Genomic DNA, 23,155 nt, shown 5'->3' with positions numbered 1-23,155 from the left:
CAAAGAACTAGACAACAATACCGGCGTCGCTTCCTAGCCTGCCTTTCGGAAGGTTTGGGGCGTCGCCTCAGGTCGCTGTCTGCCTCGGTGACCGTGTCGGCCACCGCTGCGGTGAGCTCCATCTAGGTGGGTGAAACTTTGCTGTCAACAAACTTTCTCAAAAAAGTTCCATCGCTGTGCGAAGAGGCAGGTTTGCGGCGCCGCCGACGGCGCCTCACCCAGCGCCGTCCATCCGCCCCCGCGCCCGGCAAGATCCGCCGGACCCCCCGCTTCGTAACCTGCATCAGGTAAATATTACAACAACTTAGTCAGCCGCCAGGTGTTCTCCACCCCAGACGTTGCACGAACGTGGAGAGCATCATGTACTATCACGACAAGCGCCTGCAGTACCCGGTCACCGTCGACAAGCCCAACCCGGCATTCGCGCGGATGCTGCAACAGGCCATCGGCGGGGTCGAGGGCGAGATTCGCGTCTGCATGCAGTATTTCTTCCAGGCATGGGGCAACCGCGCGCCCACCACCACCTATCGCGACATGCTGCTCCACACCGCGACCGAGGAGATCGGCCATATCGAGATGCTGGCCACCGCGGTTGCCATGAACCTCGAAACCGCACCGGCGTCGGTGCAGGAGGAAGGTGCCGCGGACTCGATCGTCGGCGCGGTCATGGGCGGCGGCAGCGCCAAGGCGTCGATCGAGGGCATGATCCACAAGAACCTGTTGACGGGCGGCCTGGCGGCAATGCCGATCGATTCCGACGGCGTGCCTTTCAACATGAGCCACATCTATGCCAGCGGGAACGTCGCCGCCGACATGTACTGCAACGTCGCGGCGGAAAGCACCGGGCGGGTGCTGGCGGTCCGGCTGTTCAACGCGACCGACGACGACGGCATGAAGAAGATGCTGCACTACATGATCGCGCGCGACACCATGCACCAGCAGCAATGGCTGGCCGTGCTGGAGGAACTGGGCGGCGCCTCGGCCAACCTGCCCGTCCCCAACTCTTTCCCGCAGGACATGGAGGATCAGGCGAACAACTATAACTTCTACGCGACCTCGGTCGACGGCACGTACCCCGAAGGGCGCTGGACCGCCGGCCCGACGATGGACGGCCGCGACGAATTCACCGTGTTCCAGAACAAGCCGCTCGGCCAGGAACCGGTGCTGGGTCCCGCGCGCCCTGACAGCGGCGCACAGGACCAGCAGATCGGCTGACGCGACCGGCGGGGATGCCTCACCATCCCCGCCCCTTTGCCAAGGACCGCGTCCATGCGAATCCATCACCTGAACTGCGGCAGCGACTGCCCCCTGGGCGGGGCGCTGTTCGACGGGCGCAGCCACGGGCTGCTCGGCCATCTCGTCTGCCATTGCCTGTTGATCGAAACCGACGCGCACGGGCTGGTACTGGTCGATACCGGCTATGGCCTGCGCGACGTCGCCCATGCCCATGCCCGCCCCGATCCGCGCATCACCCTGCCATGGCGGATGCTGCTCAACATCCGCCTGCGCGAGGAAGAAACCGCCATTCGCCAGATCGAGGCGCTCGGCTTTCGCGCACAGGACGTGCGGCACATCGTGCTGACCCATCTCGATTTCGATCACGCCGGCGGGCTGGAGGATTTCCCGCACGCGACCGTCCACGTCATGCAGCGTGAATATGACGACGCGACCAGACCCAAGACCGGCATCGTCGCGCGCAATCGCTGGCGCACGCGCCAGTTCGACGACGTCCGTCATTGGCGCGGCTATGGTGCGCCGGGCGAGCCGTGGTTCGGTTTCGACGCGGTCCGCGATCTCGACGGGTTACCGTCCGACATCCTCCTCGTCCCCTTACCCGGGCATAGCTGGGGCCATGCCGGGGTGGCCGTACGCGGCGATGACGGCCGGTGGCTGCTCCACGCCGGCGACGCCTATTTCTACCGGGGCGAGATGCGTCGGGCGCGCCGCCGCTGCACCCCCGGGCTGCGCGCCTATCAGCGCTTGATGCAGGTCGATGCCGATCGCCGCATGGCGAACCAGGAGCGCCTGCGCGCCCTGTCCGTCGACCAACGGGGCGACTTCAGCATCGTGTGTGCCCATGATCCGGTCGAGCTGGAGCACTGTCAGGCCGGAACGCCGCTCTGATCCTGCGCTGGGTCGTGACGGGGCAGGCCACACCGACGGCCCGACCCCGCGGGTAACCGGCCGTCCGTTTCGATAACGATATCCCCTTGCCGCCCCGGAAAGGGTGTGGTGTACTGGCAATACACTACATAACGGGGGGACAAGGCCATGCGTACGTCAATTCTGCTGGGATCGTTGAGCGGGGCGGCACTGCTGTCGATCGCGGGCGCGGCCTATGCCGCCCCGACGGGCGACGTGCCGCTGATCGAGCGTACCAAGCTCTTCGGCAACCCCACGCGCACCAACGGCCGGCTGTCGCCCGATGGCAAATGGCTCGCCTTCATCGCGCCGCAGGGGGGCGTGCAGAACATCTGGGTCGCGCCGGTCGACCGCCCGAACGAAGCCCGCGCCCTGACCGCCGAGACGAAGCGCCCGATCCGATCCTATTTCTGGTCGCCGGATTCGCGGCAGATCCTGTTCGTGAACGACAAGGGCGGCGACGAGAATTTCCTGCTCTACGGCGTCGACCTGACGACCGGCCGGCAACGGGCGCTGACTCCGTTCGAAAAGACGACCGTGCAGGTCATCGGCATGTCCGACACGATCAAGGACCGTATCCTCCTCGGCGTCAACAATCGCGACCCGCGCTGGCACGACGTACAGGAACTGAACCTGGCCACCGGCAAGTTGACGCCGGTGCTTCAGAATGACGGCTATGCCGGCTTCATCACCGACGACCAGCTGCGCGTGCGCATCGCCGTAAAGCCGCGCGCCGACAGCGGCATGGACTATTACCGGGTGACCGACAACAAGGTGGAGGCGACCCCCTTCACCCGCGTCGATTATGAAGATGCCTCGACGACCATCCCCTATGGTTTCACCACCGATGGCAAGACGCTCTATTGGGGCGACGCCCGCGGCCGCGATACCGTCGCGCTGCTGGCGCAGGACATGGCGACCGGGAAGTTCACCACCATCGGCGCGAGCGACCGGGCCGATGTCGGCGCCGGGCTGACCAATCCGAAGACCGGCGTCGTGGAGGCGTATTCCGTCAACTTCCACCGCAATGAATATGTCCCGGTCGGCGAAGCGGTGAAGGCGGACCTCGCCTTCCTGAAGGCGCAGAACAAGGGCGAATTCTATATCGGCACCCGCACCGATGCCGACGACAAATGGCTCGTCACCTTCGATCCGGTCAGCGCGCCGTCGTCCACCTGGCTCTACGACCGTCGCGCCCGCAAACTGACCGCGCTCTACACCCCGCGTCCCGAACTGGTCGGCGCACCGCTGGTCGGCATGGAACCGGTCGACATTCCGACCCGCGACGGGCTGTCGATGGTCAGCTATCTGACCCGGCCCAAAGGCGCGACCGGCGCCACGCCGATGGTGCTGCTCGTCCATGGCGGACCCTGGGGCCGCGACAGCTATGGCTATAACGGCTATCACCAATGGCTCGCCAATCGCGGCTATGCGGTGCTGTCGGTCAACTTCCGTGCCTCGACCGGGTTCGGGAAGAAATTCGTGCAGGCCGGCGACCGGCAATGGGGCCGCAAGATGCACGACGACCTGATCGACGCCGTCGACTGGGCGGTGAAGCGCGGTGTCACGACCAGCGACAAGGTCGCGATCATGGGCGGTTCCTATGGCGGCTATGCGACGCTCGCCGGGCTGACGATGACGCCCGACAAGTTCGCCTGCGGCGTCGATATCGTCGGCCCGTCGAACCTGTTCACCCTGCTCAAGACCATTCCGCCCTATTGGGAGGCGGGCAAGCAGCAGATGTACCGCCGCATGGGCGATCCGACCACGCCGGAGGGTCAGGCGCTGCTGAAGGAACGCAGCCCGCTGACCTATGCCGATGCGATCAAGCGGCCGCTGCTGATCGGACAGGGCGCCAACGATCCCCGCGTCAACGTGGCCGAAAGCGACCAGATCGTCGCCGCGATGCAGGCGAAGAAGATTCCGGTCACCTATGTCGTCTTTCCCGACGAAGGCCATGGCTTCGCCCGCCCGGCGAACAACATCGCCTTCAACGCGGTGGCGGAGAATTTCCTCGCCAAATGCCTCGGCGGCCGCGCCGAACCGATCGGCGGCGCGCTGGCCGCCTCGACCGCGCAGGTGAAGGCCGGCAGTGTAGAGGGCGCGGTAGCGCCGGGCGCCAAGGGCAACTGACCTGCGCAGCACCGCCATGCCCTTCGGCATGGCGGTGCCCCCTTCCCGCCAAACGTCACCCCGGGCTTGACCCGGGGTCCCGCTTTTCCAGCGAAATGCTCCGCGAGCAACGGATCCTCCCCGGCACGGGGAAGGGGACCATGCGCAGCATGGTGGAGGGGGCGTCCGCATACGGCACCGTTGCTTTGCGCAATGAATCCCCTCCACCATCGCCTCCGGCGACGGTCCCCCTCCCCGTACCGGGGAGGATACTTGCTAGCCCGCTCTATCCGACGACCGAAAGTGCCGTCCCCCGCGCGACCCTCGACGGCGCGCCCCCCGCCACCGCCTCCCCCACGATCAACACCGCCGGATCACTCGCACTGATCGCCTCGACCAGAAACGCCAGCGCCGACAGCCGCCCGCGAATGATCCGTTCATCCGGCAACGACGCATTGACCACCACCAGCACCGGCGTCTCCGCCGCGCGCCCGGCCGCGATCAGTTGCTGCGCCACCGTCGCCGCCGCCGCCCGCCCCATATAGATCGCCAGCGTCGCATCGGGTGCGGCCAGCACGTCCCAGTCGAGATCGATCGGCTGTCCCGCCTGCGCATGCGCCGTGACCAGCGTCAGCCGCCGCGCGATCCCGCGCAGCGTCAGGCTGGTGCCCGCCGACGCCACCGCCGCGCTCGCCGCCGTAATCCCCGGACAGATGCGGACCGCGACGCCGGCGGCGTTGCAGGCGGCAACCTCCTCCGCCGTCCGGCCGAAGATCGCCGGATCGCCGCCCTTCAACCGCACGATCCGCTTGCCCGACAGCGCGGCGGCGACGATCAGCGCATCGATCGTTCCCTGATCCTTCGAATGCCGCCCGGACCGCTTGCCGACGCTGACCCGCTCGGCACCCGGCGCGATCAGGTCGAGCACGCCCGGCCCGACCAATGCGTCGTAGAACACGACCTCGGCCGCGCCGATCAGCCGCGCCGCCTTGCGCGTCAACAGGTCGGGATCGCCCGGCCCCGCCCCCACCAGCCACACCGACCCGGCGGGAAAATCGTCATGCGGCATGGGTCTTCTCCTCGGTAAGCAGGCGGGCGAGTGCCGGGCGACACGATCCACAATTGGTCCCGGCGCCGATCGCCGCGCCGATCGCGGCGACATCGGCCAGCCGTTGATCCCGGATCGCTGCGACGATGGTCCGCATGCCGATATCGAAACAGGAACAGATGATCGGCCCACGATCGACCGCCGCGCCCGGCGCACGTCCGGCCAGCACCGTCGGCGCGGCCTGCGCCTCGCTCAGTTGCCCGATCAGCCAGTCGCGGCTCGGCAGCTCCCCGCGCTCGGTCACGAACAGCGCGGCGACCAGCCGCCCTTCGGCCAGCACCGCGATCCGCCGCGTGCCCCGCGCCCGGTCGACCGCCTCGATCCGCTCGCCGGCCGGCAGGCACGCCTCCAGCCGCGCGGCATCGCCATTGCCGGCCAGCTCCCACAGGCTCCCCGCCGGCACCGCCACCCGCGTCGCCCACAGGCAGTCGGGACGGCGCACCGGCTCGCCCGCGACGATCAGGAAGCCGCGCCATTCGGTGGCAACCGCGCCGATGTTGGCGGGGGTCGACTTGAACCCCGGCTGGCCGGAAACCGGATCGGTCAACGGCCGCGGCAGCAACCCCGTGCGCCCGCCGCTCGACGTCCGGTCGGTCCAATGGATCGGGGTGAACAGCTCGCCCGGCCGCTGGCTGTCGGTGACCTGCACCCGGTACAGGCTCTCCCCCTGCGGCGTCGCCAACCGCGCCAGGCCGCCATCGACCAGTTCCAGCCGGCGGGCGTCGTCCGGATGCACCTCGACCAGCGGCTCCTCGCGATGCCGTGCCAACTTCGGCGCCAATCCGGTCCGCGTCATCGTATGCCACTGATCCCGGTACCGCCCGGTGTTCAGCGTCAGCGGCCAGTCCTTGAGCGGCTCCGAAATCGCCTTCTGCGTAACCTTCACCAACTTCGCCCGCCCGTCCCCGGTCGGGAAGCGCCCATCCGCAAACGGCTTGCCCCCCCACCGGAACGGCGTCATCGCATCATACTCGGCATTGCCGCCCGCACCGTGCCCGGCCAGCGAAAACAGCCGCTTACCGTCATTGCGATAGGTCGACAGCCGGACATGCTCGCGCCAGATCTCCGCCGGCCGGTCGTAGGCGAAGGCGGTCTTCCACCCCATGCGCCGGGCGACTTCCTTGATGATCCACCAGTCGGGCTTCGCTTCGCCCGGCAGCGGGAACAGCGCCCGCTGGCGACTGACCGTCCGGTCGCTGTTGGTGACCGTCCCGTCCTTCTCCCCCCACGCCGCCGCCGGCAGCCGGACATGGGCAAAGGCCGACGTATCGGTGTCGGCGATCACGTCGCTCACCACCACGAACGGACACCCCGCCAGCGCTTCGCGCACCCGCCCCGCATCGGGCATCGACACGGCGGGGTTGGTCGCCATCACCCACAACGCCTTGATCCGGCCATGGCCCAGCTCGCGGAACAGGTCGACCGCCTTCAGCCCCGGCTTGGTCGCCATGGTCGGCGACGCCCAGAAGCGTTGGACGAGCGCCCGGTTTTCCTCGGCAAAATCCATGTGCGCCGCCAGCGTCGAGGCGAGCCCGCCGACCTCGCGCCCACCCATTGCATTGGGCTGCCCCGTGATCGAAAAGGGCTGCGCGCCGGGCTTGCCGATACGCCCGGTCGCGAGGTGGACGTTGATGATCGCGTTCACCTGGTCGGTGCCGGTCAGCGACTGGTTCACCCCCTGGCTGAACATGGTCACGGTCCGCGGAGTCGCCGCGAACCATTCGTAGAAGCGGCGCAGATCGGCGGCAGGCACATCGCAGGCCCGGGCAACCGACCACAGGTCGCTGCCCTCACCCACCTGCTCCCAAAAGCCGTCGGGCGTCATCACATGCCGGTCGAGGAAATCGGTATCGAGCGCCCCCGCCTCGCGACACCACGCCAGCAGCCCATTCATCAACGCCACATCGCTGCCCGGCCGGATGGCGAGGTCCAGGTCGGCCTGCTCGGCGGTCTCGGTGCGGCGCGGATCGATCACGACCAGCCTGGCGCCCGCATCGCAGCGCGCCCGGATCCGTTGATAGACGATCGGATGGCACCATGCGGTGTTCGACCCGATGAGCACGATCAGGTCGGCGACGTCGAGATCGTCATAGGATGCCGGAACGACATCCTCGCCGAATGCCCGCATGTGCCCGGCCACCGCGCTCGACATGCACAGCCGCGAATTGGTGTCGATATGCGCCGACCCGATGAACCCCTTCATCAGCTTGTTGGCGACGTAATAATCCTCGGTCAGCAGCTGGCCCGAGACATAGAAGGCGACGCTGCCCGGCCCATGCCGCTCGATCGTCTCGCGGAACCGGCGCGCGACCTGATCGAGCGCCTTGTCCCAACTCGCCCGCCGCTTACCGATCATCGGATGGAGCAACCGCCCCTCCAGCCCGACCGTCTCGCCCAGGTGCGTGCCCTTGGAACAAAGCTTCCCGCGATTGGCCGGGTGGTCCAGATCGCCCTCGATCCGCACGCTGCGCTCACCGGTGACGGTCGCGCGAATGCCGCAGCCGACGCCGCAATAGGCGCAGGTGGTGCGTACAGTCATCTAGCCCTCTCCCAGAAGGGGAGAGGGTTGGGAGAGGGGCGTTCCCGCAAGCGCTTGCCTCGGTGAGACACCCGCCCCCCTCCCCTTCCGGGTGAGGGCTTTTCCAATCCCGCTCACGCCGCCGCCTGCAACGTGGAAGCCCGACAGATCAGCACCCGTCCACCGCTCACCTTGACCGGCACGGTCGGCGTACACCCGCGATCCTCGCCCAGCGCTTCGCCGGTCGTCAGTGAAATCCTCCAGTTATGCAGCGGGCACGCCACCGCGCCGCCATGGACGATCCCCTGCGACAGCTTGCCATGCTTGTGCGGGCAACGGTCGCGCAGCGCGAACACCTTGCCCTCGCCGGTGCGGAACACCGCGATATCGTCGCCGCCATCAACCTGCACCGTGCGGCTGCCGCGCAGGGGGATTTCCTCGACCCAGCCGATATCGAGCCACTCGCCGATCATGCCATCTCTCCCACGGGCTGAAAGCGCGCCATCGGCGTATGGATTTCGCGCTCCTCGCCCGCGACGCGCGCCGCCCACGGATCGTCCTGCGAGAATTGCTGCGAATGGACGAATCGCCGCGCCAGTTCGGCCCGCGCATCCGCATCGGGCAGCAGCCGCGACTGGATGTAGGTCAGCCCGACCCGCTCGATCCAAGGTGCGGTCCGCTCAAGATAGCGTGCCTCCTCGCGATAGAGCTGGATGAAGGCAGCGCACATCTCCATCGCCTCCGCCTCGGTCGCGACCTTGCAGAGCAGGTCAGTGGCACGGACCTTGATCCCGCCATTGCCGCCGACATGCAGCTCATAGCCGCTGTCGACACACACGATGCCGAAATCCTTGATCGTCGCCTCGGCGCAATTGCGGGGGCAGCCCGACACGGCGATCTTGAACTTGTGCGGCATCCACGACCCCCAGGTCGCGCGCTCGATCTTGACGCCCAAGCCAGTCGAATCCTGCGTGCCGAAGCGGCACCATTCGCTGCCGACACAGGTCTTCACCGTGCGCAGCGACTTGCCATAGGCATGGCCGCTGACCATCCCGGCGGCGTTCAGATCGGCCCAGACGGCAGGCAGGTCCTCCTTCTTGATCCCGAAGATGTCGAGCCGCTGGCCGCCGGTGACCTTCACCATCGGCGCGTTGAACTTCTCGACCACATCGGCGATCGCGCGCAGTTCGGTCGGGTTGGTCAGGCCACCCCACATGCGCGGCACGACCGAATAGGTCCCGTCCTTCTGGATGTTGGCGTGCATCCGCTCGTTGACGAAGCGGCTCTGCTGATCGTCCTTATACTCGCCCGGCAGCGCGCAAAGCAGATAATAGTTGAGCGCCGGACGGCACGACGAACAGCCGTCGGGCGTCGACCAGTGCAGCTTCTGCATCACCTCGGGGATCGAGCGCATGTCCTGCGCGACGATCTCCCGACGCACGTCGTCATGGCCGAAGCTGGTGCATTTGCACATGGTCTTCGGCCCTGCCTCGACCTCGCCGCCCAGCCTGAGCGCCAGCAGGCTCTCGACGATACCGGTGCACGACCCGCAACTCGCCGACGCCTTGCACCCCGATCGCACCGCGTCGAGGCTGTGCGCGCCGCCATCGATGCACGCGAAGACCTTGCCCTTGGACACGCCGTTGCAGCCGCAGATTTCCGCATCGTCGGAAAGCGCCGCAACGGCCGCCTTAGGGTCCGCCTGCCCCCCTCCCGAGGCGAAGGCCTGACCGAAGATCAGGGCGTCGCGGATATCGGCAACGCTCTCGCCCTTCTTGAGCAAGTCGAAATACCAGTTGCCATCGGCGGTATCGCCATAGAGCACCGCACCGACGATCCGGTCGTCCCTGACCACCACCCGCTTGTAGATGCCGCGCGAGGCGTCGCGCAGCACGATGTCCTCCGCGCCGTCGCCGCCCGAAAAATCACCTGCGGAGAACACATCCAGCCCGGCTACCTTGAGCTTGGTCGAGGTGGCAGCAGGCTTGTAGCCGCTGGGTGCCTCGACCAGCCCGTCGGCCAGCGCGCGACACATGTCCCACAGCGGCGCAACGAGGCCATAGACCTGTCCGTCATGCTCGACACATTCGCCGACCGCCAGAACGTTAGGATCGCTCGTCACCATATGGTCGTCGACCTTGATCCCGCGCCCGACGTCCAGCCCCGTCTCGCGCGCCAGTGCGACCGAGGGGCGGATACCGACCGCCATCACCACCAGATCGGCGGGGATGACCGTCCCGTCCTTCAGGTGCACCGCCTCGACCCTGCCGTCGCCAACGATTGCGGCGGTGTCGGCCCCCGTCAGGATCGTCTGCCCGCGCGCCTCCAGCGCGGTCTTCAGCAACCAGCCGGCGGCTTCGTCCAGTTGCCGCTCCATCAGCGTCGGCATGATGTGCAGCACGGTCACCTTCATGCCGCGCAAGCTGAGCCCGTGTGCAGCCTCCAGCCCAAGCAGCCCACCGCCGATCACCACCGCGCTGCCGCCCCGGTCGGCCGCCGCCAGCATATGCTCGACATCCTTCATATCGCGAAAGCTGATGACGCCGGGCAGGTCCTTGCCGGGCACCGGGATGATGAACGGATCGGACCCGGTCGCGATCAGCAGCCGGTCATAGTCGAGCGTCAGGCCGCTGCGGCTGGTCACCGTCCGCGCGGCGCGGTCGATGGCGATCACCGGATCGCCGCTCAGCAGCGTGATCCCATTGTCGGCATACCAGTCGAGGCCGTTGATGACGATCTCGTCAAACGTCTTCTCGCCGGCCAGCACCGGCGACAGCATGATGCGGTTATAGTTCACCAGCGGTTCGGCACCGAAGATCGTTACCCGGTACCGGTTCGGATCGCGCGCCAGCAATTCCTCGACCGCGCGGCATCCCGCCATGCCGTTGCCGATGACGATCAAGTGCTCGCGGGTGTCGCCTTGCGGGCTTTGGATGGGTTCGTGTTGCATGACTATCATCCGGTGAAGAGGGATCAGATCCGCACGCCGTCGGCGGTCGCCCAGCGGCGGCGCCAGCCGGCCTTGACCAGCGTCAGTCCGCCCAGCGCGAGGACCGACAGCGCGGCGAAGATCAGGAAGCCGGGCGCAAAGCTCCCCGTCCATTGCTTGGCGAGGCCGAGCGACGAGGCGAGGTAGAAGCCACCGACCCCGCCGGCCATGCCGACCAGTCCGGTCATTACGCCGATCTCGGCGGCAAAACGCTGCGGCACCAGCTGGAACACCGCGCCGTTGCCGGTGCCGAGCGCCAGCATGGCCAGCACGAACAGCGCCAGTGCCGCCTCGACGCTGCCCGCCGCACTCACTCCCACCAGCGCCAGCGCAGCGACCGCGAACACGGCGGTCAGCGCCTTCACGCCGCCGACCTTGTCGGCCAGCGCCCCGCCCATCGGCCGCACCAGCGACCCGGCAAAGACGCAGGCGGCGGTGCAATAGCCGGCCGCGATCGTCGAGAGCCCGAATTGATCGGTGAAGTAGACCGGCAGGCTGGCCGCCAACCCGACGAACCCGCCGAAGGTCACGGCATAGAAGCCCATCAGCCACCAGGCGTCGGCCTGCTTCAGGGGGCTGAGATAGGCGGTCAGCGAACGCGGCGCGGGTGCATTCGGCGCGTCCTTCGCCATCACCATATAGGCGAAGAAGACGAGGGTCAGCGGAATGCAGGCCAGGCCCAGCACGGTGTTCCAGCCGAACAGCTTGGCGAGCGCAGGCGCAAACAATGCGGCCAGCACCGTGCCCGAATTGCCCATGCCGGCGAGGCCCATCGCCTTGCCCTGATGCTCCGGCGGATACCAGCGGCTCGCAAGCGGCAGGGCGATAGCGAAGGACGCGCCGGCAAAGCCGAGGATCACGCCCAGCGCCAGCGTGCCGCCAAAGCTGTTTACGCCCAGCAGCCACGCGACGAACAGGCCGGCGATGACGATGATCTGGCTGATCGCCCCGGCGCGCTTCGGCCCGATCCGATCGACCGCAAGGCCATTGACGACCCGCAGCACCGCGCCCGCCAGCGTAGGCACCGCGACCATCAGCCCCTTCTGCGCGGGCGACAGCCCCAGCGTCAGTGCGATGTCGGGCGCGAGCGGCCCGAGCAACACCCACACCATGAACGCGAGGTCGAAGTACAGGAACGCGGCGATCAGCGTCGGCTTGTGCCCGCTGTTCCAGAAACTGTCGCTGCCTTCGCGCTCAACCTGCGTGTCTTGCCAATATGCCGTTGCCATTCCTGCCTCCCAGAGCCGGAAACGAAAAAAGCCGCCAGAACGGCGGCCCTAGTCGGGCGCGTTCTGGCGGCTTCGTTGCCTGTGTCGGATGACGGGCCGATGCCCGTACTCCGTCAGCGGGAACCTCCCCGGCGCTGGAGAGGCTTGTCGCTGCTATTGCGTGCCCGACGCCATTGCCGGGCTGCGATCAAGCTGCCCGATTCGCGGATCGGATACAAGAGGCTTTCGCAGACGCAGCAAAATTGCGTTGGTAACAGCGCGAAACCAAAGCCTTCATCGCCACGCCGGGCTTGCCCCGAGGCGACGGCTAGAGGCACCGACTTATGGCAAACCAGCCAAATACCCCGGAATGTCATCCGGATCGAACGACCGCTCGTCGAAGAACCGATCGCTGCCGAGCATCAACCGACCCTGCGTCGAGCCCGCCCCGATCGGCCCACCCAGCGCCCCTTCCAGCTTCGAACTGGCGCCTGGCAACGGCGCGCCCGATCCGGCCAGCGCGGCTCGATACAGGTCCGGCCGGAATGTTGCCGCCGCGATCGCCGCGTCCCCGGCATCAAAACCCCGCCCGTCCCAGCGAACCATCTGTGCATAAAGCCACGCCGCCTGACTGCGCCACGGGAAGTTCGCTGCCTCGCGATACTGGAACATGAAGTCCGGATAGTGAACGGGCGCCCCGCCCGGCACCACCCGGATGCGGTCGGTGATCGCCCGCAGGATCGCGTCGACCGGCGCGTCGAGATAGGCGTCGCGGGCAAGGATCGCAGCACTCTGTTCGACCGTCGCGGGATCGACGAAATGCGCAGCGGCAGCGTGCAATGCGCGGATCAGCCGCAACGTCGCGTCGCCCCGCCCGGCAGCGGTATCAGCCCGCATCGCCAGCACCTTCTCGACGCCCCGCCGCCATATCTGCGCGGTCGCCAGCGCGATCCTCCCGACGCCGAGATCCACCGCGATGGAATTCCACGGCTCGCCCACGCAGATGCCGTCCACCTCGCCCGCCGCCAGCGCATCGGCGGCGAAGGGCGGGCTGGTCACGACGATCTCGACATCGATATCCGGTCGGATGCCGACTCCCGCCAGCCAGTAGCGCAGCATATAGTTGTGGCTGGAATAGCGATGGACGACACCGAAGCGCAGCCTTCGCCCCGCCGACGCACGCGCTTCCGCCACAGCCTTCAGCGCCGCACCCACGGCGACCGGATCGCCCAGTTCGTCACCCAGCCCGCACGCCTCGCCCAACGCGGTCGAAAAGGTGATGGCATTGCCGTTCAGCCCCAGCACGAACGGCACCGCCATCGGCACCGCCGGCCGGTCGCGGCCCAGGCTGGACGCGATGGCGAGCGGCGCGACCATATGCGCCGCATCGGTATGGCCATAGAGCAGCCGGTCGCGCACCGCCGCCCAGGTCACGTCACGGACGAGATCGATCGCGACGCCCTGTTCCTCGGCAAAGCCCAGTTCGTGCGCCAGGATCGGCAGCGCGGCGTCGACGAGCGGCAGGAAGCCGATACGGAAACGCTCGGTCGTCATGGCAAATCCCCCATCAGCGCATCGCTGGTGACGATCGCCTCCGCCACTTCGGCAATGCGGCGGTTCGACTGCATCGCGTGGCCGCGCAGCAGCGCATAGGCGGCGGGTTCGTCGATCCCGCGCCGCCGCATCAGAATCGCCTTGGCCTTATCGATCGTCTGCCGATCGGCCAGCGCTGTCTTCGCTTCGGCCAGCTCGGCCTGCAACCGCGAAAAGGCTTCAAACCTGCGGATGGCGACATCGAGGACCGGCTTGATCCGCTGCTTGGCAAGCCCGTCCACGACATAGGCGGACACTCCGGCATCGACCGCCGCCAGCGCGCTGTCCGCATCGGACTGATCGACGAACATCGCGATCGGCCGGTCGAGCGCGCGCGACATGGCGAAGAAATCCTCAAGCAGGTCGCGGCCCGGATTTTCGAGGTTGATCAGCACGACTTCGGGCGAACATGCCTCGATCTGGCGGACGATCGGTCCGGCGGGATCGATCACCACCTGATCGTCCAGCCCCGCTTCCGCCAGGCCCTCGGCGATGATCGCCGCGCGCGTGCTGCTGGTGTCGATGATTGCGATCCTCACGGATGCCTCGACTACCGCGATCGGCCGGATGCGGCAACTATACGCCAGCACTATGCGATCGAACGGAATCGCTCTCGAATTGATACGCCCCATGCGCCTAATCGCGCACCCCGTAAGGCGCCGTCGCGTGACGGACGCCTCGACATAGGGGTAACATCCATGACGTTCCGTCCCGCCGCCATCGCCTTGGCGCTGGCCGCATTTCCCACCACCACCTACGCCCAGGCCGCGCCCGAACCGACCGAACCGCCGGCCAGCGTCACCGTCAGCGGATCGGCGGCCGTCGCTTCCGACTATCGTTTCCGGGGCGTCTCGCAGTCGGATCAGGAAATGGCGGTACAGGGCGGCATTACCATCGCACACGACAGCGGCGCGTATATCGGCACCTGGGCATCGAACCTTGCCGGATGGGGCACGTTCGGCGGCGCCAACATGGAACTGGACCTGATCGCCGGCTACAAGACGGCGATCGCCGACGGTGCGACGCTCGACGTCGGCCTGACCTGGTATGTCTATCCCGGCGGGGCGGACAAGACCGACTTCGCCGAACCCTATGCCAGGCTGACCGGCACCGCCGGCCCCGCGACGCTGACCGCGGGTGCCGCCTATGCGCCGAAGCAGGAGGCGATCGGGAAATGGTATGCAACCGGCGCCGATGCGGCACGCGGGGTCTATACCCGCCCGGGCGCGAAGGACGACAATCTCTACCTGTGGGGCGACGCCGCCCTCCCCGTCACCGGCATCCCGATCACCGCCAAGGCGCATATCGGCCACAGCTGGGGTCAGGACGGGCTTGGCCCCAACGCGACCGCTGTGTCACCGACCGGCAGCTATTGGGACTGGTCGCTGGGCGCGGACGCGACCTGGCGCACCCTTACCCTGAACGTCAGCTATGTCGACACCGACCTCTCCGACCGTGACGCCGCCTATCTCCGCCCGAGCTTCAGCCGCGGACAGGACGGCAGCGGCAACATCGCCGGCGGGACGGTCGTCGTCGCGCTGACGGCCGCCTTCTGAATCGGGAGCGACCATCATGCAGGATATTCTCTGGCTCGCCGTCATGGTCGGACTGGTCGCGCTGACGCTCGCCTATGTCCGCCTGTGCGACAACGCGTGAGGGGGCGGCGATGACCCTCGACCTCTGGCTCGCCGCGATCACCGCGCTCGGGCTGCTCGTCTATCTGGTGGCGGTGCTGATCCGCCCCGAACGCTTCTGAAGGGGCGGTTCCATGACATTTCAGGGCTGGCTCCTGATTCTTGGCTTCGTTGGCATCCTGCTGGCGCTGGCCAAGCCGATGGGCCTGTGGCTGCACGCGCTCTACGAAGGCCGTCGTACGCCGCTCCATCTCCTCCTCGGCCCCGTCGAGCGGGGCCTCTACCGTCTTTCCGGCATCGATCCGAGCCAGGAACAGGGCTGGCGGCGCTATGCCGTGCACATGCTCGTGTTCAACGCCGTGTTGATGTTCTTAACCTATGCCGTGCTGCGGTTGCAGGCGGTACTGCCGGGCAATCCGCAGGGGTTGGCGGCGGTCGGTGAGCATCTGTCGTTCAATACCGCGATCAGTTTCACCGCCAACACCAATTGGCAGAGCTATGGCGGTGAGAGCACCATGTCGAACCTCAGCCAGATGCTGGGGCTGACGATCCACAATTTCCTGTCGGCGGCGACCGGCATCGCGCTGGCGTTCGCGCTGTTCCGCGGCTTTGCCCGGCGGGAAGCGAAGGCGATCGGCAATTTCTGGGCCGACATCACCCGCATCACGCTCTACCTGCTGCTCCCGCTCTGTGTCGTGCTGACGGTCTTCTACATCGCCAGCGGCGTGCCGCAGACGCTGGCCGGCGTCGTCGACGTCCAGACGCTGGAGGGCGCACGTCAGTCGATCCTGCTGGGTCCGGTCGCATCCCAGGAAGCGATCAAGATGCTCGGCACCAATGGCGGCGGCTTCTTCAACGCCAATTCGGCGCACCCGTTCGAAAACCCGACCGCACTGACCAACTTCATCCAAATACTGTCGATCTTCGTGATCGGCGTCGGGCTGACCTGGACCTTCGGCAAGGCGGTCGGCAACCCGCGTCAGGGTTGGGCGATCCTCGCCGCGATGATGATCCTGTTCCTGGCCGGCACGACCGTCACCTACTGGCAGGAAGCCGCAGGCAACCCGATGCTGCACAGCCTTGGTGTCGCAGGCGGCAATATGGAGGGCAAGGAAGTCCGCTTCGGGATCGCCGCCAGCGCACTCTTCTCGGTGGTCACGACGGCGGCATCGTGCGGTGCGGTCAATGCGATGCACGACAGCTTCACCGCGCTGGGCGGCCTGATCCCGCTGTTCAACATGCAACTGGGGGAGGTCGTGATCGGCGGCGTGGGCGCCGGCATCTACGGCTTCCTGCTGTTCGCGATCCTCGCCGTGTTCGTCGCCGGACTGATGGTCGGACGCACGCCCGAATATGTCGGCAAGAAGATCGAGGCGCGCGAAGTGAAGCTGGCGGTGCTGGCCATCGCCGTCCTCCCGCTCGCCATTCTCGGCCTCACTGCGCTGTCGTCGGTGCTGGAACAGGGGCTGGCCGGGCCGCTCAACAAGGGGCCGCACGGGTTCAGCGAAATCCTCTACGCCTTCACCAGCGCGGTCGCGAACAACGGATCGGCCTTCGCCGGCCTCACCGCCAACACGCCCTGGTACAACGGGATGCTGGGCGTCGCGATGTGGCTCGGCCGCTTCTTCGTCATCGTGCCGATGCTGGCCATCGCCGGCAGCCTCGCCGCCAAGAAGCATACGCCGGAAAGCACCGGGTCCTTCCCGACCACCGGCGGCCTGTGGGTGGGGCTGCTGGTCGGCATCATCCTGGTGCTGGGCGGCCTGACCTTCTTGCCGAGCCTCGCGCTCGGTCCCATCGCCGATCATCTCGCGATGATCCGCGGTCAATCCTTCTAAGGGGAGCCATGGTGGCACAATCCCAAGGCAAGAGCCTGTTCACCGCCGATCTGATCGTGCCGGCGTGTCGGGCTTCGTTCGTTAAGCTGCACCCGGCCGAACTGGTGCGCAATCCGGTCATGTTCGTGACCGCGACCGTCGCGGCGCTGCTCACCATCCTGCTCGTCGTCGGCAATGACGGCCTGACCGCCGGCTTCAAGCTGCAACTGGTCGTGTGGCTGTGGCTGACCGTCCTGTTCGGCACCTTTGCCGAGGCACTGGCCGAAGGGCGCGGCAAGGCGCAGGCGGCATCGCTGCGCGCGACCAAGGCGGAACTGACCGCAAAGCGGCTGCGTGGCGATGGACGCAATTATGACGCCGTTCCGGCAAGCGCGCTGACCGTCGGCGACGTCGTACTGGTCGAAACCAACGACCTGATCCCGTCGGACGGCGAGGTCGTGTCGGGCGTCGCCTCGGTCAACGAAGCGGCGATCACCGGCGAGAGCGCGCCGGTGATCCGCGAGGCGGGCGGCGACCGTTCCGCCGTCACCGCCGGGACCCGCGTCATCTCCGACGAAATCCGCGTCCGCGTGACCGTCGAGCCGGGCAAGGGCTTTCTCGACCGCATGATCGCGCTGGTCGAGGGAGCGGAGCGGCAGAAGACCCCGAACGAGATCGCACTGACGCTGCTGCTCGTCGGCCTCACCATCATCTTCCTGATCGCGGTCGCGACCATTCCGGGGTTCGCCAGCTATGCCGGCGGCAACATCCCCGTCGCGATCCTCGCCGCGCTGCTCATCACGCTGATCCCGACGACCATCGCCGCGCTCCTGTCGGCGATCGGCATCGCCGGCATGGACCGGCTGGTCCGTTTCAACGTGCTCGCCAAATCGGGCCGCGCGGTGGAAGCGGCGGGCGATGTCGACGTGCTGCTGCTCGACAAGACCGGCACGATCACCATCGGCGACCGTCAGGCATCCGAGTTCCGCGCGGTCGGCGGCACCAGCGAGGCCGAACTGGCCGAGGCGGCGCTGCTCGCCAGCCTCGCCGACGAGACGCCCGAGGGCCGCTCGATCGTCGTCCTCGCCCGCGACCGGTTCGACCTGAGACTGACGATGCCGTCGGGCGCGGAGGTCATTCCCTTCACCGCACAGACCCGCGTGTCGGGCATCCGGGACGGCGAGACCGTGATCCAGAAGGGCGCGGTCGATTCGATCCTGAAGGTGAGCGGCGGTGCCGGCGCCACCGCAGCCGCCACCGAACTGCGCCGCATCACCGATGAGATTGCGCGGGCCGGCGGCACGCCACTGGCGGTGGTGAAGGACGGCCGGCTGCTCGGCGCGATCTTCCTGAAGGACGTGGTGAAGGCCGGCATCCGCGAACGCTTCGGCGAACTGCGCGCCATGGGGATTCGTACGGTGATGATCACCGGCGACAACCCGCTGACCGCCGCCGCCATCGCTGCGGAAGCCGGGGTCGACGACTTCCTCGCCGAAGCGACGCCGGAGGACAAGCTGGCGCTGATCCGCAAGGAACAACAGGGCGGCAAGCTGGTCGCGATGTGCGGCGACGGCACCAACGACGCCCCCGCCCTTGCCCAAGCGGATGTCGGCGTGGCGATGAATACGGGCACGCAGGCCGCACGCGAAGCGGGCAACATGGTCGATCTCGACAGCGATCCGACCAAGCTGATCGAGGTCGTGGGGCTGGGCAAGCAGTTGCTGATGACCCGCGGGGCGCTGACGACCTTCTCGGTCGCCAACGACGTCGCGAAATATTTCGCGATCATCCCGGCGATGTTCGTCGCGCTCTACCCGACGCTCGGCGTGCTCAACGTCATGGGGCTGGCCTCGCCGCAATCGGCGATCCTGTCGGCGATCATCTTCAATGCGGTCATCATCCCGATGCTGGTGCCGCTGGCGCTGAAGGGTGTCACCTACAAGCCGATGGCGGCGGGGCCGCTGCTGTCGCGCAACCTCGCCATCTACGGTCTGGGGGGGCTGGTCGCGCCGTTTTTCGGCATCAAGCTCATCGATATCGTCGTCAGCGGCCTCGGCCTCGCGTAAGGAAGACGGACATGAACAAGGATTTCTCCTCCGCGCTGCGGCCGGCCATCGTGATGACGCTACTGTTCGCCACGCTGCTCGGCCTCGGCTATCCGCTGGCGATGACCGGGATTGGACAGGCGCTCTTCCCGGCGCAGGCCAATGGCAGCCTGGTCCGCGACGACGCCGGCCGCGTGATCGGGTCGAGTGTCGTCGGACAGGCCTTCACCACCGACCGCTATTTCCAGACCCGTCCATCGGCGGCAGGCAAGGGCTATGACGGACTCGCCTCGTCCGGCTCCAACCTCGGCCCGACGTCCAAGGCGCTGATGGAACGCGTAACGACAGACGTGGCGAAGCAGCGCGCGGAAGCGGTGAACGGCCCCCTGCCAGCCGACCTCGTGACCACCAGCGGATCGGGGCTCGACCCCGACCTGTCGCCAACCGCCGCGCTGGCACAGGCGCCCCGGGTCGCGCGGGTACGCGGGATCGGCGTCGATGCGGTCCGCCGCCTCGTGACGGAGACCACCGAAACCTCCGTCCTCGGCGACCCGACTGTCAATGTCCTCGCGCTCAACCGCGCACTCGACCGGCTGGCCCCCGCCCCGCGCTGATGCCGCCAGCCGACCCGCACCGTCCCGACCCCGACGCCCTGCTGCGCACCGCCGCGCAGGAGGGGCGCGGGCGGCTGAAGATCTTCCTCGGCGCGGCGCCGGGGGTCGGCAAGACCTATGAGATGCTGTCCGAAGGGGCGGCGCGCAAACGCGACGGCGTCGACGTGGTGGTCGGAGTCGTCGAGACGCACGGCCGGGTCGAGACCGAGGCGCTGACCCGTGGGCACGAAATCGTCCCCCGTCGCGACGTCGCCTATGAAGGCCGCACGCTGGGCGAGATGGACATCGACGCCATCCTGGCCCGTACCCCCCGCCTCGTCCTCGTGGACGAACTGGCGCACACCAACGCACCGGGCAGCCGCCATCCCAAACGCTATCAGGATGTCGAAGAACTGCTGGCCGCCGGCATCTCGGTCTATTCGACGCTCAACATCCAGCATGTCGAAAGCCTCAACGACGTCGTCGCCAGCTTCACCCGGGTCCGCGTCCGCGAAACCGTGCCCGACAGCATCCTCGAAGCCGCCGAGATCGAGGTCGTCGATATCCCTCCCGACGAGCTGATCGACCGGCTGAAGGCGGGCAAGGTCTATCTGCCGCAGGAGGCCACCCGCGCGCTCGACCATTTCTTTTCCAAATCGAACCTCTCGGCGCTGCGCGAACTGGCGCTGCGCCGCGCCGCACAGGCGGTCGACGCCCGAATGCTCGACGATGTTCGCGCGCTGGGGCTGGGCGGGACCTGGGCGGGCAGCGACCGGATCGTCGTCGCGATCAACGAACTGCCCGGCGCCGACAATCTGGTCCGCGCGGCCAAGCGCGTTGCCGACGGCCTGCGCGGCCCCTGGACCGCGCTGTTCGTCGAAACCCCGCGCACCGCCGCCTTCACGCCGGCGCAGCACGCCCGCGTCGCTGCGACGATGACCCTCGCGACTCAACTCGGCGCAGCGGTCGCGACCGTGCCGGCGCCCAATGTGGTGGACGGCATCCGCGGCTTTCTCTCCGATGCCCGCGCGACCCAGCTGGTGCTGGGCAAGTCGCGCCGGTCGCGCTGGTTCGAATTGCGGCATGGATCGGTCGTCGACCGGCTGGTGCGCGACACGCCGGGCGTGACGATCCACGTCCTGCCGGTCGAAGGCGAAGCGCCGCCCGACAGCCGCCGACAGCGCCCGATACATCCCTGGGGTACGGCCACCGGCTACGCGCTGACTACCGCGATGGTCGCCGGCATCACCGCGATCGCCAGCGCGCTGTTCCACATCCTCGAACTCGGCAATATCGGGATGCTGTATCTGCTCCCGGTGATGGTCGCCGCCAGCCTGCATGGGCTTCGCACCGGCCTGTTCGCCGGACTGGCCTCCAGCCTCGCCTACAACTTCTTCTTCCTGCCACCGGTCGGCACGCTCAGCATCAGCAATCCCGAAAATATCGTGTCGGTCGTGGTGCTGTTCGGTGTCGCCGTCGCGACCAGCCAGCTGACCGCGCGCGTGCGGGCGCAGGCCGATCTTGCCGCCGCCAGCGCGCGGACCAACGCGACGCTCGCCGGCTTCCTGCGCCAGATCGCGAGCGTAAACGACATCGACACCGCCGCGCGGATGATCTGCGACGATGTTCGACGGCTGCTCGGCGTACAGGTGCTGCTGCTGGGACCGGATCGCGCCAGCAACGTCGCAATCCTTGCCGCGACCGACCCGGCCTATCGGCTCGACACCATGGACCACGCCGCCGCAAACTGGGCCTATGAAACCGGCACGCCTGCCGGCAAGGGATCGGGCACGCTCACCGCCTCCGAATGGCTGTTCCACCCGCTGAAGGCCGGCGAACGGAGGGTCGGTGTACTGGCCATCGCCAATGAAAGTGGCGGCAATCCGGTCCGCCCCGACCAGCTTCCCCTGCTCTCCAGCCTCGCCGACCAATCCGCGCTCGTCCTCGAACGGCTGCGCCTGCAGGCCGAGATGCGCGACGTCGACGCCGTCCGTACCCGCGACCGGCTGCGCGCCGCACTGCTGTCGTCGGTCAGCCACGACCTGCGCACCCCGCTGACCGCCGTGATGGTCGCCGCCGACCAGCTGGGCCACGGCGTCACGCCCGAACTGGTCGGCACGATCCGGTCGGAAGCGGCGCGGCTGAACCGCTTCGTCGCCAACCTGCTCGACATGGCGCGGGTGGAGGCCGGCGCGATCCGGCTGAAGGTCGAGGCGACCGACCTCAGCGATGCTGTCGCCGGGGCCGCGCACGACGCGCGCGATGCGCTGGCGGGGCATGACGTCCGCCTCGACGTGCCGCCCGATCTGCCGCTGGTGCGCGTCGATCCGCAATTACTGCACCATTGCCTGCTCAATCTGCTCGACAATGCCGGGCGTTACGCCGATCCGGGCACCGAAATCGTGATCGAAGGGCGCAACCGCTATGGCGAGATCAGCCTGTCGGTCCGCGATCAGGGGCCGGGCCTTCCCCCCGGACAGGAGGCGCGCGTGTTCGAAACCTTTACCCGGCTGGAGGGGACCGATCGCTCGGCCGGCGGCACCGGGCTGGGCCTTGCCATCGTCAAGGCCTTTGCCGAAGCGATGGGGATGACCGTCACCGCCGCGAACCGACCCGATGGCGCCGGCGCTATCTTCTCACTGATCCTCCCGCCCGCCCTGCTGCTGCGCGACGTCGCGGGGAGCGCCGACTGATGCCCGCGAAAATTCTCGTCGTCGACGACGAAGCCGCCATCCGCCGTCTACTCCGCAACACCCTGGTCCGCGCAGGTTATGACGTCGTCGACGCCTGTAACGGTCGGGATGCCTTGCACGAAGCTGCAGCCGAACGCCCCGACGCGGTCCTGCTCGACCTCGGCCTGCCCGACCGCGACGGACTGAGCCTGATCCCGCTGCTGCGTGCGCAGGGCGACGCGGTCGTGCTGGTCGTCTCCGCGCGCGATGCCGTGGAGGAAAAGGTATCCGCGCTCGACCTCGGCGCCGACGACTTCGTCACCAAGCCGTTCGATACCGAGGAACTGCTCGCGCGCCTCCGGGTCGCGCTGCGGCATCGCCGCGCCAACGACCCCGCACGGCAGATCGTCGAGCGCGGCGACCTGCGCATCGACCTGGATCGTCGCACCGTATTCCGCGCCGGGGTCGAGCTCCACCTGACCCGCAAGGAACATGACGTGCTGGCGCAACTCGCCCGCCACATCGGCCGCATCGTGACGCACGAACGGCTGCTGACGACCTGCTGGGGTGGCGACGAGGACCCCCGCATCGAATATCTGCGCATCATCATCCGCAACCTGCGCCAGAAGCTCGAAGCCCCCGACCCGGTCGGCAGCGTCATCGCCAATGAACTGGGCGTCGGCTATCGGCTGCGGTCTGACAGCTGACCGCGATTTTGCCGCTT

The 23,155-nt window shown here is 67.6% G+C and carries 17 protein-coding genes; 10 read left to right on the top strand and 7 right to left on the bottom strand.

Annotated elements, in window-relative coordinates:
- Positions 1–360: 360 nt before the first annotated feature.
- From AVT10_RS08655 to AVT10_RS08645, 3 genes are all read left to right on the top strand, one after another.
- On the top strand, positions 361–1,215 hold the full coding sequence (locus tag AVT10_RS08655) for a manganese catalase family protein (protein WP_066689878.1): 855 nt from the start codon (positions 361–363) through the stop codon (positions 1,213–1,215).
- 54 nt (positions 1,216–1,269) lie between these two features.
- Entirely contained in the window at positions 1,270–2,124 is an 855-nt protein-coding gene (locus AVT10_RS08650) for an MBL fold metallo-hydrolase (protein WP_066689877.1), read from the top strand.
- A 147-nt stretch (positions 2,125–2,271) separates the two neighbouring features.
- Positions 2,272–4,275: a S9 family peptidase gene (locus tag AVT10_RS08645; RefSeq protein WP_066689876.1), complete on the top strand. Its 2,004-nt coding sequence runs from the start codon at positions 2,272–2,274 to the stop codon at positions 4,273–4,275.
- Between the two features lie 265 nt (positions 4,276–4,540).
- On the opposite strand, the gene cobA is transcribed toward AVT10_RS08645, so the two are convergent.
- The 7 genes from cobA to AVT10_RS08610 all read right to left on the bottom strand — a co-directional run bounded on the left by cobA (position 4,541) and on the right by AVT10_RS08610 (position 14,209).
- Entirely contained in the window at positions 4,541–5,323 is a 783-nt protein-coding gene (gene cobA / locus AVT10_RS08640; protein ID WP_066689875.1) for a uroporphyrinogen-III C-methyltransferase, read from the bottom strand.
- Positions 5,313–7,901 (bottom strand): nitrate reductase, encoded by a 2,589-nt coding sequence (locus AVT10_RS08635; RefSeq protein WP_066689874.1) that lies wholly within the window; start codon positions 7,899–7,901, stop codon positions 5,313–5,315. Before AVT10_RS08635 ends, cobA begins: the two co-directional genes overlap by 11 nt.
- Before the next feature lie 113 nt (positions 7,902–8,014).
- The gene (nirD, locus tag AVT10_RS08630; protein WP_066689873.1) at positions 8,015–8,353 is read right to left on the bottom strand and encodes a nitrite reductase small subunit NirD; all 339 of its coding nucleotides are present in this window, start codon (positions 8,351–8,353) and stop codon (positions 8,015–8,017) included.
- Entirely contained in the window at positions 8,350–10,830 is a 2,481-nt protein-coding gene (nirB, locus tag AVT10_RS08625) for a nitrite reductase large subunit NirB (protein ID WP_157092717.1), read from the bottom strand. The genes nirD and nirB overlap by 4 nt, the downstream gene beginning before the upstream one ends.
- 23 nt (positions 10,831–10,853) lie before the next feature.
- Complete coding sequence (locus tag AVT10_RS08620) at positions 10,854–12,098, bottom strand: nitrate/nitrite transporter (protein ID WP_066689871.1); 1,245 nt, start codon at positions 12,096–12,098, stop codon at positions 10,854–10,856.
- A 321-nt stretch (positions 12,099–12,419) separates the two neighbouring features.
- The gene (locus AVT10_RS08615) at positions 12,420–13,631 is read right to left on the bottom strand and encodes a CmpA/NrtA family ABC transporter substrate-binding protein (protein WP_066689870.1); all 1,212 of its coding nucleotides are present in this window, start codon (positions 13,629–13,631) and stop codon (positions 12,420–12,422) included.
- Positions 13,628–14,209, bottom strand: coding sequence for an ANTAR domain-containing response regulator (locus tag AVT10_RS08610; RefSeq protein WP_066689895.1), 582 nt, complete (start codon positions 14,207–14,209; stop codon positions 13,628–13,630). The genes AVT10_RS08615 and AVT10_RS08610 overlap by 4 nt, the downstream gene beginning before the upstream one ends.
- Before the next feature lie 159 nt (positions 14,210–14,368).
- On the opposite strand from AVT10_RS08610, the gene AVT10_RS08605 reads away from it, so the two are divergent.
- The 7 genes from AVT10_RS08605 (at position 14,369) to AVT10_RS08575 (ending at position 23,138) form a co-directional block, all read left to right on the top strand.
- Positions 14,369–15,226, top strand: a complete 858-nt coding sequence (locus AVT10_RS08605) for a TorF family putative porin (RefSeq protein ID WP_066689869.1) — start codon at positions 14,369–14,371, stop codon at positions 15,224–15,226.
- A 110-nt stretch (positions 15,227–15,336) separates the two neighbouring features.
- Positions 15,337–15,426 carry a K(+)-transporting ATPase subunit F gene (kdpF, locus tag AVT10_RS08600; protein ID WP_066689868.1) on the top strand — a complete coding sequence of 30 codons (90 nt, stop codon included), beginning with the start codon at positions 15,337–15,339 and terminating at the stop codon, positions 15,424–15,426.
- Between the two features lie 12 nt (positions 15,427–15,438).
- The gene (gene kdpA, locus AVT10_RS08595) at positions 15,439–17,142 is read left to right on the top strand and encodes a potassium-transporting ATPase subunit KdpA (RefSeq protein WP_066689867.1); all 1,704 of its coding nucleotides are present in this window, start codon (positions 15,439–15,441) and stop codon (positions 17,140–17,142) included.
- Positions 17,143–17,153: 11 nt separating this feature from the next.
- Complete coding sequence (gene kdpB / locus AVT10_RS08590) at positions 17,154–19,187, top strand: potassium-transporting ATPase subunit KdpB (protein WP_066689894.1); 2,034 nt, start codon at positions 17,154–17,156, stop codon at positions 19,185–19,187.
- 11 nt (positions 19,188–19,198) lie between these two features.
- Positions 19,199–19,780 (top strand): potassium-transporting ATPase subunit KdpC, encoded by a 582-nt coding sequence (kdpC, locus tag AVT10_RS08585; protein WP_066689866.1) that lies wholly within the window; start codon positions 19,199–19,201, stop codon positions 19,778–19,780.
- Positions 19,780–22,452, top strand: coding sequence for a sensor histidine kinase (locus AVT10_RS08580; RefSeq protein ID WP_066689865.1), 2,673 nt, complete (start codon positions 19,780–19,782; stop codon positions 22,450–22,452). The genes kdpC and AVT10_RS08580 overlap by 1 nt, the downstream gene beginning before the upstream one ends.
- Positions 22,452–23,138 carry a response regulator transcription factor gene (locus AVT10_RS08575; RefSeq protein WP_066689864.1) on the top strand — a complete coding sequence of 229 codons (687 nt, stop codon included), beginning with the start codon at positions 22,452–22,454 and terminating at the stop codon, positions 23,136–23,138. Before AVT10_RS08580 ends, AVT10_RS08575 begins: the two co-directional genes overlap by 1 nt.
- Positions 23,139–23,155 lie beyond the last annotated feature (17 nt).

The organism is Sphingomonas hankookensis (assembly GCF_001619955.1).
Classification (GTDB): Bacteria; Pseudomonadota; Alphaproteobacteria; order Sphingomonadales; family Sphingomonadaceae; genus Sphingomonas; species Sphingomonas hankookensis_A.
This window is presented reverse-complemented; position numbering and strand designations above follow the sequence as displayed.